The organism is Enterococcus sp. C76 (genome assembly GCF_040886985.1).
GTDB lineage: Bacteria > Bacillota > Bacilli > Lactobacillales > Enterococcaceae > Enterococcus_B > Enterococcus_B lactis.
In genome coordinates, this window is the sequence record NZ_JBFOEY010000009.1 from 66077 (window position 1) to 79479 (window position 13403).

Consider the following 13403-nt stretch of genomic DNA (forward strand, 5'->3'; position numbering starts at 1 on the left):
AAAAAACACTCACTGAATGGAGCAATCGACTTATCCACGTGCTTATTGATAGCCGTATATCGGTTTCTTCACTCTTATGATAGACCTTGTACCTGTATTTGTCTAGGTTTAGAACATTGCTGCTACACCTAGGATCACACAGATGGCAACAAATAATATCGCAATTAATTTACCAGTAAATTTCCACCACACTGAAACATCGAAACGAGCAATCGCTACAGCACCCATTACGATAGCAGATGTTGGCGTAATCAAGTTTACTAAGCCAGACGCAGATTGATAAGCAGTGATAACTAAATCCTTCCCTACACCGGCAAATTCACCCATAGGTCCCATGATTCCCATTGTTGCAGCAGCTAAGCCAGAAGTTGAAGGAATCAAGAATGACATAGGAATATAGAAAATAAATGTAATGATGATAAATACGCTTGAAGATAATGAACTTAATCCTTGTTCGCCCCAGTGTAAGATAGTGTCTGTAATCAACCCGTTGTTCATAACCACTTGGATACCACGAGCAACAGCTACTACGATAGCTACACCAATCAAGTCAGAAGCACCAGCTAAAAATTCAGAGACGAATTCAGATTCTTTCATACCATACGTGATTGCTACGACGATTGACATGACTAAGAACAACATAGTAATTTCTGGGAAGTACCAGTCACCTAGTGGAAGCATGCTTTTACCTAAAACAGTTCCTAGTACCGGAAGATTTGTTAACCAGTTTGTCAACGATTCAAAAATTGTGAAATTCGCATTCAAGGTTGTCCAAGGAATCAAACTGATGATCATGATACCAAAAGTAATGAAGAACAATACATTTACATGTTTTTGTTTTTTCGTGATTACTTCTTGGCGACCGATTGCTTCGATATCGAAATGTTTCATATCTTCTTTACGTTGATTGTATACTAATGATTTTGTTGGATCTTTTTCGATTTTTGATGCATAGCGATACACATATACAATAGAAATAGCTAACAAAATAACGAACATCAAGAATCGAAGACCAATCCCTTCACCCATCGAAATCCCAACAGCTTGCGAAGCTACGCCGGTTGCGAAAGGATTGACCGTTGAAGCTAAACAGCCTACTTGAGACCCTACTAATACGATGGCTACTGCTACCACTGTATCAAAGCCTACTGCCATCATAACTGGGATCAGTAAAGCATAGAACGGAATCGTTTCTTCCGCCATTCCGTAAGTAGATCCGCCTAATGCAAATAACAGCATCAATACTGGAATAAGCATTTTTTCTTTTCCTTTGAATTTCTTCACAACTGAAGCGATTCCGGCATCTAGGGCGCCTGTTTTGTTGATAATACCTAAAAATCCACCAACAACTAAAATGAAGAAAGAGATTGGGATTGCAGCAGGTGTTTCTTTAGTTAGCTCCCCCGCTGGTACACCTAGCATCCCATTGATTGGCGCCATGAAAATATCCCACAGCCCTTGAGGATTTTGTTGTACTCGTTCATATGATCCAGCGACAATGTTGCCTGCATCGTCTACACTATAGTGCCCAGCTGGTATAAACCAAGTAAGTACAGCGATTACTGCAATAATAATGAATAAGACCGTATACGCTGAAGGCATTTGAAATTTTTTCTTCTTTGTTTGTTCCATCTTCTTCTTCCTTTCTTTTCCGTTAGAGACATCATTTTTGGCTCTAATGTTATTTTATCAAAAAGAGTATCAGAACAAAAATAATAACACGCATTTTATAAAACTTTTGTTCAAAAAGTTCGTTTTTTCCTATTTTCTCCCCCTTTCCTTAGGTTTTTAAAGCTTTCTTCATTTTCATTGTAGCGTTTCCTTTTTTATATAAACAAACATTTCCGTCTTTTAAAAGGAGAAGGATTTCACATTCCAAAAGAACTAATTGATTTTTATGCATAAATAAAAAAAATACTCAAAACAAACAAATAAAACGTTTACAATATTGCATGTATTGTATTTTTTTCCAAAAAAAAGATCAAGAAATTTCTTGATCTTTTTGACATTTATTTAACTGCTGTATGACGTTGTTCCATCTGATGTTGTTTTCGACTTAACCATGGAAGAAGTTGCGCATGTAGCACTAAAAAGACAGCACTCACGATGAATCCTTTGATCAAGTTGAAAGGAACAATCCCAATCAATACATAATTTGCTAAAGACATCCCCAACATCTGTGTCGCGTTCAGTCCTAAAAACATTAAGTAAAGAGGCGTAATAACGAAATAATTCGCGATACTCATGAAAATAGTCAGAGCAATCGTTCCTGTAATCACACCTAAAAATTTATTTCTTCCTTTATGCTGTTTCTTTACACTAAAGAAGTAATAAATCGGAAAGGTAAAGATCGTTGTTGATAAGAAACTAGCTGTGTCTCCCACTAGGTTATCTGGAGAAAAACCTGTAGTCAGCAGATGTAATACTGAACGCAAGAACGCTGTTGCTACTCCGGCCGCTGGACCGAATAAGAACATACTGATCAATACCGGGATATCACTAAAATCAATCTTCAAAAAACTAAAAGCCGGCATGATCGGAAAAGCAAAATACTGTAAAACTAACGCGATCGCAGCAAACATCGCTACTGCAACCATTTTCTGTACACGGGTGTTCTTCATTTGAAATCCTCCTGTTAGGACTCCTCTTCAGCGAACTTTTTGACGTTTCTCTCCAAATGAAAAAACTCTATTTTCCAGGGAAAATAGAGTTAGAGTTATTTGATCAAGTGTGCGTCAAATAAGCCCTATCTTCTTTATCCAGACTGTACTGTCGGTATCGGAATTTCACCGATTCAGCTATTTTTTGCAAAATAGGTCGTGGACTATAACCACCGGTCGGGAATTTCACCCTGCCCCTGAAGACGAACCTTATATAATTTTTGTTTACATGTTCATTATACATATCTCTTCAAAAAACGCAACATTTAACGCTTATAAAAAGTAAGTGTTTATTTTGAATGATTCAATAAGCTGCTGACTTCTTTTTTGTTCAATTCACGATAATCCCCAGGGCGTAAACCTTGTAATGTCAAATCACCGTATTTTTCACGTTTTAACTTTTGCACAGGAAGCCCAACTGCTTGAAGCATATTTTTCACTTGATGATTCCGTCCTTCGTGGATCGTCAATTCCACGATACTGTGATTTGTCTTAGGATCCACTGATAAAATTTGGAATTTAGCTGGAGACGTTTTTCGTCCTTCGATCTTTATTCCTTTTGCCAAAGGTGCAAGCATCGATTTTGTCGCAATCCCTTTTACTTTTGCGACATAAACTTTATCCACTTCATGTTTTGGATGTGTCAGGCGCTGGGCAAAATCTCCATCATTTGTCAGCAGTAAGATGCCCGAAGTATCGTAGTCCAGTCGACCTACGGGGTAAATTCGTTCTTTTACCATTGGCAGAAGGTCCGTAACGACTTTTCTTCCTTTGTCATCTGCTACAGCAGAAATGACTCCTTTAGGTTTGTACAATAAATAATAACCGTATTCTTCTTGATAAATTGGCACTTCATCCACTTCCACAGTGTCATGTTTTCCAACTTTTATCCCTAATTCTCTTACAACTTGTCCGTTTACTTTTACACGTCCTGCAAGGATAAATTCTTCTGCTTTTCGACGAGAAGTGATGCCAGCGTGGGCAATTACTTTTTGTAATCTCTCCATTTACAATTGTTCTCCTTTATTCATTCCATCAAAGAATAGATCTGGTGACACATCTTCTTCAAGTGAAATTTCCATTTCTTGTGTATCAGGCAGTTCCTCTAATGATTTCAGCCCAAAATAATCCAAGAAGTAACCAGTTGTTCCATATAATATCGGTCGACCTGGTCCTTCTACTCTGCCTTTTTCTTCAATCAGTTTATGAGCAGCCAGACGCTGTACCGCTCCTGAAACCTGAACGCCTCGAATCTGCTCGATCTCAGCTCGTGTGATCGGTTGTTTATAGGCAATGATTGCTAAAGTCTCGACAGCGGCTTGAGATAACGTGTTCGATGTTCCTTGTGCATATCGCTTGAGCAATGGCGCTAGCTCTTTTTTAGTCGTTAATACATAATGGCTTTCCGTTTCAAAAATATGCAAAGCTGAGTGCGGGTTTTGAGCGTAAGAGTCTTTTAATTCTTTCACTAAATTTGCGACTTCTGCTTCACTGAGATTCAACAGTCCGCTTAATTCTTCATTACTGATTCCTTCCTCGCCAACAATAAAAAGAAGGGCTTCAAGTTCACTTAATTTCGTCATGTTCGGTATCTCCTACTGCTGGATAAAGCATAATTGATTCATAGTTTTCTTTTTGTTGCGCAATAATCTGTCCTTTTTTCATCAACTCTAGCAAAGCCATAAAAGTAGTGACAACTTCACTTTTGGAAGGCGACTCAAAAAAAGAGTCGAAGGTACAGCCATGCGTATTTCTTTTTATACGCTCTTCGATAAAGATCATTCGTTCTTCAATCGTTGTATCATCGGGCGTGATCGTTTTTTCCACTTTTTGAGAAAATTTCTTACGTTCCAAAATTTTCTGCATGGCACGGATCAGATCAATTTTTTTGACTTGTCCTCGCTTCAACGGTTTTTCAACATCCGCCAATCCATCGATGTTCATAGGGTCTTTTGTGTAATAAAGACTTCGTTCCTCTGCTTTTTCTGTTAATTTTTCAGCCGCATACTTATACTTACGGTATTCTAAAAGCTGAGTGACCAATTCTTCTCGAGGATCTTCTTCCCATAGTTCTTCATCATCTGTAACAAACTCTTGGATAGGGAGCAACGTCTTACTTTTGATTGCCATCAATGTAGCAGCCATCACTAGGTATTCTCCTGCAACAGCTAGCTCTAGTGTCTTCATTGTATGGATATAATTCATATATTGCTCTGTGATCGTAGCGATTGGTATATCATATATATCGATTTCCATTTGCTGAATCAGATGAAGCAGCAGATCGAGAGGTCCCTCGAATACATCTAATTTAATATTGATCTCCGTCAACTCATTCACTCTTTCTTCTTTTTCTTTGCTAGCCACTTTCCAATATAAGGCTCTGTGATTTCAGTTGCACGGATGGAGACATCCGGATACTTTTCTTGTAATTCATCTAACATTTGGAAGCCCATGTTCTCACCGCGATAAGATGGATTCAAAGAAATGTCATGGATAATCAGCTGATCGTTCGTTGCCCAATAAACACCAATGATTCCTTGAATGTTGGTCGAACCTTCCGGCGTAAAGAAAAAAAGTTCATAATCATCTTCAGATTCGTACGTATCTATCTCCTTCAACAAAGAAGACTTACCTGTCAGCTTCTTATGGAAACTCAACAGTCCCATAGCAATTTTACGGTTTTCTTTTCGGTAATGTGTTAACATCTTCTCACCTTCCTATGACTAAGCCCTTGGAAAATGCTGCTTATAAACATCTGTCATCCTTTTTTTCGTGATATGTGTATAAATCTGTGTCGTAGAGATATCCGCGTGACCTAACAATTCCTGTACTGTCCGCAAATCTGCTCCGTTTTCTAGCAAATGGGTGGCGAAGCTGTGCCGTAGCGTATGCGGCGTTACTTCTTTGTAAATCCCAGCCTCTCTTACTAGCTGTTTCAGATTTTTCCAGATTCCTTGCCGGGAAAGACCTTTTCCATGATTATTGACAAATACATGCATTTCAGATGCGTCCTTTACAAGTAACGGACGTGCTTCGTCTAAGTAGCGTTCCAGCCATTGGATCGCATAATCACCTAAAGGAATAATCCGCTCTTTATCTCCTTTACCGACTGTCTGTACCAGCCCAAGAGAAAGATGAAGATCTCCCAATTTCAATCCAATCAATTCACTGACGCGCATCCCAGTAGCATACATGACTTCTAAGATTGCACGATCTCTTATTCCTAACGTTTTTGTCGTATCAGGTGCTTCAATCAGCTTTTCTACTTCTGCCAGCGTCAATGTGCTTGGTAATTTCTGCGCTTTCTTTGGCGTATCGATATGCTGCATTGGATCATGATCCGTGATACGTTCTTGTCGTAAAAACTGATGGAATCTTCTGAGGCTTGAGATCATCCGCGTAACGGTTGCTGTCGCTTTTTTTTCTTCATGCAGTTTTTCCAGAAAACGGATGACTAAAAAACGATCGACATCTTGCCATGAAGCAACTTTCTGCTCTTCTAGAAAATGCAAGTACTGTTCCAAATCACGTTCATAGCTTTGACGTGTATTGGCGGATAATCCCCGTTCAATATTCAAGTAGTGGAGATAATCGTTGATTTGCTCTTTCATAATAATCCCCCTCATGCCTCTCTATCATATCAGATACCGCTTCATTCTGATAGTCTTTTTCCATAATCTGAGCAAAGAAAAAGCCGTCTAGACACTCAGACGGACTGGTTTCTTTTTTCTTTTTCATAGCATTCCTGACAGATTCCATGGAACGTCAGACGATGATCTTTTACTAAAAAATGATAACGTTCTTCTACTACTTGCTCCACTTCAAGTAATAGATCCTCTTCTACTTCCTCGATTGTGCCGCAGTTCAAGCATAGTAAATGATGATGGAAATGTTTAGCGCCCTCTTTTCTCAAATCATAACGGGCTAATCCATCATTAAAACTTACTTTATCGACAATTTTTAATTCTGTCAAGATTTCAAGGGTTCGATAAACAGTAGCAAGTCCAATTTCTGGACTCTTTTTTTTCACTAAAAAGAAGATCTCTTCTGCAGACAAATGCTCTTTCTCATTCTCCAAAAGCACAAGCAGGGTAGCTTCTCTTTGCGGTGTCAGCTTGAACCCCGATTCATGTAGCTGCTGTTTTGTTTTTTTCATCGCCGAAATAGCATTCATGACCATTTACTCAACCCCAACAATTTATAATAATTACAATTTAGAAAAACAATAACACTGTGTTAATTAAAATTATTATAAGCTAGTTAAGAAAAACATGCAAGGGATTCTCAATTAGATTTTTTGACTAATTTTGTCACACCGTTTTCTTGTTTAATCAGTCCTTGTTTCAAAAGATTGCCTAATGCTCGCTTAAAAGCACCTTTGCTGATGCCGAAAGCTTTCATGATGTCTTCTGGATCTGATTTATCTGTAAAGTTGATTTGCTGATCTGCAGAACGTTCTAAAATGGTTAAAATCATTTGTGCATCATCTGATATTGCTTCATACGCTCTTGGTTTCAATGAAAGATTCAGTACACCATCTGGTCGGACACCGATCACACGCCCTTTTACCTGCTCGCCTAGTCGAGGTTCGTTATATCGTTCAGAAGGATGGATAAACCCAAGATAGAAATCTTCAGTCAAAACATACGTACCTGTTAATTTCAAACGGTAGGCTGTTCCTATCACATCTTTGTTTTTCATTTCTTCTGTTCCATACTTGCTTAAAGATTTGAATATTTTTTCGTCTGCTAAACTACCCCAAACACGATCCTTTGCATCAACTCTAAGGGAAATCATCAAACGATCTCCCTTTTTAGGCCACAGCTCTGTCATGGTCGGTAATTCATCAAGAGATACGACAAAGTCTTTATCTGGAAGACCGATATCGACAAATGCGCCTAAATCTTTTCGTGTAGCAGTAACGATCCCAAATGCATAGTGACCGATGCGACTTTTTGGAATTTGTGTAGTGATCCGGTTTTCATGTTTTTGATTTTGGTAGCCGAATCCTTCCACTGCCTCACCGATTTTGTGCTCGCCTTCTGATTTGCTTAAGCCAAAGGTTTGCCCATTTTTTTGGACAAAGTAATTTTTTTCATTTTCATCAATAATAATACCTGTAAATATAGTTGCTAATAAATCGTTCATTTTTTTCTCCCTCTATAGTGAAAGGTTTTCTTAATACATTTCTTTGCTATCATAACATAATGTTATCTACTTGAATAGCTGAGCCTTGCTTTGGAAAGGTGAAAAAAGGAGTATGACAACAGTTATGTCATACTCCCCTTTTTTGAATAAACGGTGTTTACCTGCCAACTCCTCGGTTTCAAGTCACACTATTCATCAAACATGAGAAGCTGTTTTTTGAAATTGTTCCTTGTGACTCAGAGTGAAACGGCAGGCTCACAACCTCTTTCGTTTAGTTAAAACTAATTGCTCCCATTTCCTCCGAACCACCCAGTTTTACAGTTGATCGTTACGATATAAAATGGCAAAGCACTTTCTCCAATGCCTTTCATCAATGCAGATTTTGTTGAAGTAGCATATAGATTGTAATAGCCTTCCCCATTTTCGATTCTGGCTTTTTCTAATCTGTATCCTCCTTCAACGATATATCCACGTTGGATACATGTAGCAATCACTTTGCTTTGGACACCTGGTGCCCACGTCCATGCTGGATTAGATGCATCGGCAATATCACTTGCTCTGGCAGATTTGATTGGCTGATTCGCTGAGTTTGAAGAGGAAGGAGTCGAGGATGCCGCTTCTTGCTGTGCTGCTTGTGCGACCGCAGCTTGTTGAGCGGCTTGAGCTGCAGCTGCTGCTTGAGCAGCTTGTTTTGCTTGTTCTTCAGCTGCTTTTTTCGCTTCTTCTGCTTTTTTCTTTTCCTCTTCTTCTTTTTTCTCTTTATCAGTGAGCATCTTGTCTACTTGTTTCAATTGTTCATTCAACTGAGCAGATAGATCTGTATTTTTCACCTTTTCTACTGCTTCTTTTGCTGTCTTGTATTGGTCGCGTGTCGCTGAACCCACTACTTTTCCGTCTTTAAAGACTATAGCTGTTTTTTCTTTAGCTGTTTGCAATTCAGCATATTGATTTTTAGCTTCTGTTTGTGCTTGTTGAATCAATTTTCCAAAATCTGTGTTATCCGTTTCGATCGTTTGTATCTCTTTATCTGCTTTCAACTTGATGTCATCTGCTAGATGATCATCGACGATCACAGGTGCTACGAACCATTCATTCACTTTCTGGATATCTTGGATCTTAGATTGGATATCTTGATAAGTTGTTTCTAACGCTGAATATCCTTTTTCATTCTTAAGACTTGATAAATCATTTTTTAGTTTCGATAGATCTTGATGAATCATATCTGCACGAATAAATTGATGGTGATCATCTGTATAAAAGGCAGCAAGTTTCCCATGAAGGTCTTCCATTTGTTGCTGTCTTTTTGCTTCTGCTGCTACTTCGGCTTCTACTTTTTGATGATGGTCATAATAAGCCCAGCCTCCCCCACCTAGTAGAAGAACTGCTGCTAAAGCGAGATAAGGCACTTTTTTTGATTTTTTCTTTTGTGTCTTATCTAGATCTTTTTTTTCTAGGTTTGATTCTTGAGGCGTTTTTTCAGTATTTGGCACGATTGTTATTGGTTCTGTTTCTGCTTCAATCAGCTCAGGCTGGTTCTCTTCTTTTTCTATTTTAGCTTCAAGAACAGTGTTATCTTCACTTGCAGATTGACTTTCAGCATCGGCTTCATTATTTATTTCATCTGACTCTGTTGACTTCTTGTCTGCTTTTTCGAGCATTTCTTTTTTCTCTGCTTCCGGCAATCCATTCGATTTCTCGTCTTCTGATTGTTTTTCAGACAATACTTCAGTTTTTTCCGAGATATCCGTTTTTAGATCATTCGTTTTTAATGATTCTTTACCTGCAGCGTTTACTCTACTAATGGCTTTTTCAGCGTCTTTTTCAGCTTCATGTTCTGGATCTACTTTGTTTTCCTGTGCAATTTTTTCACTGATCATTTTGAGTAGCTCTTCCGCGTGCTCTTCCTTTGTATCTTCACGATGTGCTTTGATATAGGCGGATAGTATCGAATTTTCTTCCTCATTATCGACGATTTCTTTTAGTTCAGCTACTCTTCTTTTTTGTTTTGATTCAAGGGTTTCTTCTTGATTCTTTCCTGATTTTTCCAAAGTCTCACGAACAGTCGCTTTCTTCTGTTCCCTTTTTTCTTTATTGGCTACTTTATCGTGAGTAGATGATACATCGTCTTCTGATTCTGTTTTTTCGAATAATTCCATCACAGATTCGAGAGGTAGATCTTTCAATTCCGACCATTCGATTGGATCGTTTAATTCTGTATCAGGAAAGACTGCGTCTTCAGTTGATTTATCCTGCATAGTTTCATCTGCATTTATTTCTTCGATTGTTTCTTTTGTTTGCTGATCTTCTGCAGTTAGTTGATGACCGCAGTCTGGACAGATATTGTTCTCATCCATTTTTTTCGATCCGCAATTTGGACATTTTTTCATCACTTAGCGATCGGCTCCTTTACTAGGTTTACGCTACCATTTAATCTATCATATTCTATACGTTACGCCAATAGCTTATTTTTAGGATTTACTTAAAAATAATGAATAAATTTTCTTCCTATAGAAAAAAAAGCTTGAGACCGCGTAGTCCCAAGCTTTTTTTCTTTTAAAATAAACCAAACCATTTGACTGATTTCTCTTCTGGTCAATAGTTTGTGCTTATTCTAAGAAGTCTTTTAATTGTTTCGAACGAGAAGGATGGCGTAATTTTCTCAATGCTTTAGCCTCGATCTGACGAATACGTTCCCGAGTAACACCAAATACTTTTCCTACTTCTTCCAGTGTTCTCGTACGTCCATCGTCTAGGCCAAAACGTAAGCGAAGGACATTCTCTTCCCGATCAGTCAATGTATCTAGTACATCTTCCAATTGTTCTTTTAGTAGTTCATATGCTGCGTGTTCTGCTGGACTTGTTGCTTCTTGGTCTTCGATGAAATCACCTAAATGAGAATCATCTTCTTCACCGATTGGCGTTTCAAGGGAAACAGGTTCCTGCGCGATTTTCAAGATTTCGCGGACTTTTTCTGTCGGAAGGTCCATTTCTGCACCGATTTCTTCCGGCGTAGGTTCTCTTCCCAGGTCTTGCAACAATTGACGCTGGATACGAATCAATTTATTGATTGTTTCTACCATGTGAACTGGAATACGGATCGTACGTGCTTGGTCGGCGATTGCACGAGTAATTGCTTGACGAATCCACCATGTAGCATAAGTAGAAAACTTGAATCCTTTGCGATAATCGAATTTTTCAACTGCCTTCATCAGCCCCATATTTCCTTCTTGGATCAAGTCAAGGAACTGCATGCCTCGCCCTACATAACGTTTAGCGATACTTACTACTAAACGAAGGTTTGCTTCTGCTAAACGCTGTTTTGCTTCTTGGTCGCCTTCTTCGATTTTCAATGCTAACGCTACTTCTTCTTCCGCAGTTAAAAGGGAGACACGGCCAATTTCTTTCAGATACATACGAACCGGGTCATTGATTTTTACACCGGTTGGCGCAGAGAGATCTTCTGTTTTTGCCTGTTCAGCTTTTTTCTCAGCACTTTTCAAGCTGTGAATTGATGGATCACCATTTTCATCCACCACACTGATACCTGCGTCTTCAATCTTTTGGATCAATTTGTCCATTTCATCTGCATTCAAAGTGAATGGTGTAGCAAGCTGATTGGATAAATCATCATATACAACTTGTCGTTTGGGTTTGTTTTCTTTGATGAAAGCTGCTACTGCTGCTTCATACTTTTTTTTATCTGTTCCATTTGCCATAAAAGAAGGCCCCCCTTGAGTAGCTATTTGGCTTGTTTTAACTGTTTCGTTAAATTGATGATTTCGATCGTCAATTCAAGCTCAAGCTGTTTGTTCCCAGTACGTCTGGCTTCTTGCTGCATTTGTTTTTTTAATGTTATTTCATCAGCTAAGCCAGATTTGCTGATCACATCTAGCAAGTCTTGGATTTCCCGTGGCGAACTTTCTTCTGCCACCGGTAGATATTCGATCTCCATCACCAACCGCCTTAAATTTTCATCTTGCAAAAAGTCTAAAAACTCTGCAAGGTTGAATTCATAATGTTGTGAGACATATGCATCGAATAAAAAATAAACTTCTGCATATGCGTCGTGGATAAACTGAAATTCTCGTTCTTTTAAAATATTGCGGACAGAAACTTCTTTAAATGCGCGGTACAACAGAATCTGCTCTGCCTTTTCTACCTGCGTCAACGGTCTCTTCTTCCGTGCAGTTTCTTGTCTCTTGGTCTGCGTATGTTGGTTTTCCTGAGGTTCTTGACGATTTTGCTGATTTGTTCTTCGGAGCTCACGCAATTGTTTTTGTATCGTCTCTCTGCTGACCTGAAACTCTGTGGACAGCTGCGATAAATACATATCTTGTTCAATTGGTGAAACGACTCGGCTAAGTTCAACTAATAATTCTTCAAGGTATTCGATTTTGTCTTTTTCATTCTCTAAATTTTTCCCTTGTTTCAAATAACGTGATTTAAAAGTAAAAACTGTTTCACGCCCATGAGCCACTAATTCTTGAAAAGATGCTTCCCCATACTTACGGAGATATTCATCAGGATCAAGCTTTTCTGGAACGACTACGACCGAAAGTCCTAAGCGACTATTTTGCCGAAGCAATTCAATCCCTCGATTGGTTGCTTCAAAACCTGCGTTATCTCCGTCATAACAAAAAACCAGTTCTTTCGTCAGTTTTTCCATTTGCTGGATCTGTTGAGCTGTCAGACTTGTTCCCATGGAAGCTAATCCAGTTTTGATACCAGCCTGCCATGCAGCAATCACATCCATAAAACCTTCGAACAACAAGATTTCTCCATTTTTTCGGATATCGCTTCTTGCTTTATCAAGATTAAATAAAACTTGTCTTTTATTAAACAATTCTGTTTCCGGACTGTTCAAATATTTGGGCTGATCTTTTTCCTGCCCTTTTTCAGGTGCAAGCCAGCGTCCTGAAAACCCGATTGTCTGGCCTTGAGGATTACGAAGGGGAAACATCACCCTTTGGTAAAAACGGTCCGACAGACGGCCATCATCATGTGTGACAAACAATCCAGAACGTTCTAACAATTCATTTGAGAATGATTCATTCTTGAAGACTTGCTGAAGAAACGAGCGTTCATTAGGCGCAAACCCGATATTGAATTCTTCAATCAATTCTAAAGACAACCCACGACTTTGCAAATATTCTAGGGCTGGCTGTCCCGCTTTTGTATGCAACAGCATGTGATGATAGATTTCCGCTGCTTTTTCATGAGCAGCAATCAATTTTCCTGTAGCAGATTCAGGATTTTGTACAGCTACCGTTCGCTGACGCCATTGATCTTCCAACGGAATCTGTTCGAAATCTGCTACTTTTATCACTGCTTCTGGAAAACTCAGTCCTTCTAGTTCTTGAAGAAAAGTAAACACGTTTCCGCCCTTGCCGCAACCAAAGCAATGAAAGATCTGCTTGTCTTCTGCAACAGAGAAGGATGGTGTGCGTTCTTCATGAAAAGGACACAGCCCTAAGTAGTTTTTACCAGACTTTTTCAATTGGACATATTGTCCAATCACCTCAACGATATTCGTTTGACTGCGTACCGTTTCGATAACTTCTTGAGGAATCCGTTGAGCCATTTTTCCACCCCCTG

12 protein-coding genes and 1 riboswitch are annotated in these 13403 nt (G+C 38.9%); all 12 genes read right to left on the reverse strand.

All coding sequences use genetic code 11. The annotated features are described in order from the left end of the window. Nucleotides 1-108: 108 nt before the first annotated feature. Nucleotides 109-1632 (reverse strand): YfcC family protein, encoded by a 1524-nt coding sequence (locus tag AB3I00_RS11660; protein WP_002290168.1) that lies wholly within the window; start codon nucleotides 1630-1632, stop codon nucleotides 109-111. 377 nt (nucleotides 1633-2009) lie between these two features. Further along, entirely contained in the window at nucleotides 2010-2621 is a 612-nt protein-coding gene (locus AB3I00_RS11665; protein ID WP_002290166.1) for an ECF transporter S component, read from the reverse strand. 123 nt (nucleotides 2622-2744) lie between these two features. Further along, nucleotides 2745-2869: riboswitch (FMN riboswitch) on the reverse strand. Between the two features lie 81 nt (nucleotides 2870-2950). Continuing rightward, on the reverse strand, nucleotides 2951-3667 hold the full coding sequence (locus tag AB3I00_RS11670; RefSeq protein WP_002313886.1) for a pseudouridine synthase: 717 nt from the start codon (nucleotides 3665-3667) through the stop codon (nucleotides 2951-2953). Continuing rightward, on the reverse strand, nucleotides 3668-4243 hold the full coding sequence (gene scpB, locus AB3I00_RS11675; RefSeq protein WP_002290163.1) for an SMC-Scp complex subunit ScpB: 576 nt from the start codon (nucleotides 4241-4243) through the stop codon (nucleotides 3668-3670). Beyond that, on the reverse strand, nucleotides 4227-4997 hold the full coding sequence (locus AB3I00_RS11680) for a segregation/condensation protein A (RefSeq protein ID WP_277885141.1): 771 nt from the start codon (nucleotides 4995-4997) through the stop codon (nucleotides 4227-4229). Before AB3I00_RS11680 ends, scpB begins: the two co-directional genes overlap by 17 nt. Beyond that, the gene (locus AB3I00_RS11685; protein WP_002290158.1) at nucleotides 4994-5365 is read right to left on the reverse strand and encodes a GNAT family N-acetyltransferase; all 372 of its coding nucleotides are present in this window, start codon (nucleotides 5363-5365) and stop codon (nucleotides 4994-4996) included. The genes AB3I00_RS11680 and AB3I00_RS11685 overlap by 4 nt, the downstream gene beginning before the upstream one ends. Nucleotides 5366-5383: 18 nt before the next feature. Beyond that, a complete protein-coding gene (gene xerD, locus AB3I00_RS11690) occupies nucleotides 5384-6271 on the reverse strand; it encodes a site-specific tyrosine recombinase XerD (RefSeq protein ID WP_010732791.1) in 888 nt (295 codons plus the stop codon). A 95-nt stretch (nucleotides 6272-6366) separates the two neighbouring features. Continuing rightward, nucleotides 6367-6840, reverse strand: coding sequence for a Fur family transcriptional regulator (locus tag AB3I00_RS11695; RefSeq protein WP_002290152.1), 474 nt, complete (start codon nucleotides 6838-6840; stop codon nucleotides 6367-6369). A gap of 104 nt (nucleotides 6841-6944) precedes the next feature. After that, nucleotides 6945-7808 (reverse strand): virulence factor B family protein, encoded by an 864-nt coding sequence (locus AB3I00_RS11700; RefSeq protein WP_002290150.1) that lies wholly within the window; start codon nucleotides 7806-7808, stop codon nucleotides 6945-6947. Between the two features lie 281 nt (nucleotides 7809-8089). Next, nucleotides 8090-10195, reverse strand: a complete 2106-nt coding sequence (locus AB3I00_RS11705) for a cell division site-positioning protein MapZ family protein (RefSeq protein WP_368025284.1) — start codon at nucleotides 10193-10195, stop codon at nucleotides 8090-8092. A gap of 219 nt (nucleotides 10196-10414) precedes the next feature. Continuing rightward, nucleotides 10415-11524: an RNA polymerase sigma factor RpoD gene (gene rpoD, locus AB3I00_RS11710; RefSeq protein ID WP_002290142.1), complete on the reverse strand. Its 1110-nt coding sequence runs from the start codon at nucleotides 11522-11524 to the stop codon at nucleotides 10415-10417. A 23-nt stretch (nucleotides 11525-11547) separates the two neighbouring features. After that, complete coding sequence (dnaG, locus tag AB3I00_RS11715; RefSeq protein WP_368025258.1) at nucleotides 11548-13389, reverse strand: DNA primase; 1842 nt, start codon at nucleotides 13387-13389, stop codon at nucleotides 11548-11550. Nucleotides 13390-13403: the final 14 nt, after the last annotated feature.

Excerpts from the sequence above, each read along its gene's own strand:
- AB3I00_RS11660 (WP_002290168.1), bottom strand. The coding sequence starts at position 1,632 with ATGGAACAAACAAAGAAGAAAAAATTTCAAATGCCTTCAGCGTATACG.
- AB3I00_RS11665 (WP_002290166.1), bottom strand. The coding sequence starts at position 2,621 with ATGAAGAACACCCGTGTACAGAAAATGGTTGCAGTAGCGATGTTTGCT.
- AB3I00_RS11670 (WP_002313886.1), bottom strand. The coding sequence starts at position 3,667 with ATGGAGAGATTACAAAAAGTAATTGCCCACGCTGGCATCACTTCTCGT.
- scpB (WP_002290163.1), bottom strand. The coding sequence starts at position 4,243 with ATGACGAAATTAAGTGAACTTGAAGCCCTTCTTTTTATTGTTGGCGAG.
- AB3I00_RS11685 (WP_002290158.1), bottom strand. The coding sequence starts at position 5,365 with ATGTTAACACATTACCGAAAAGAAAACCGTAAAATTGCTATGGGACTG.
- xerD (WP_010732791.1), bottom strand. The coding sequence starts at position 6,271 with ATGAAAGAGCAAATCAACGATTATCTCCACTACTTGAATATTGAACGG.
- AB3I00_RS11695 (WP_002290152.1), bottom strand. The coding sequence starts at position 6,840 with ATGGTCATGAATGCTATTTCGGCGATGAAAAAAACAAAACAGCAGCTA.
- AB3I00_RS11700 (WP_002290150.1), bottom strand. The coding sequence starts at position 7,808 with ATGAACGATTTATTAGCAACTATATTTACAGGTATTATTATTGATGAA.
- AB3I00_RS11705 (WP_368025284.1), bottom strand. The coding sequence starts at position 10,195 with ATGAAAAAATGTCCAAATTGCGGATCGAAAAAAATGGATGAGAACAAT.
- rpoD (WP_002290142.1), bottom strand. The coding sequence starts at position 11,524 with ATGGCAAATGGAACAGATAAAAAAAAGTATGAAGCAGCAGTAGCAGCT.
- dnaG (WP_368025258.1), bottom strand. The coding sequence starts at position 13,389 with ATGGCTCAACGGATTCCTCAAGAAGTTATCGAAACGGTACGCAGTCAA.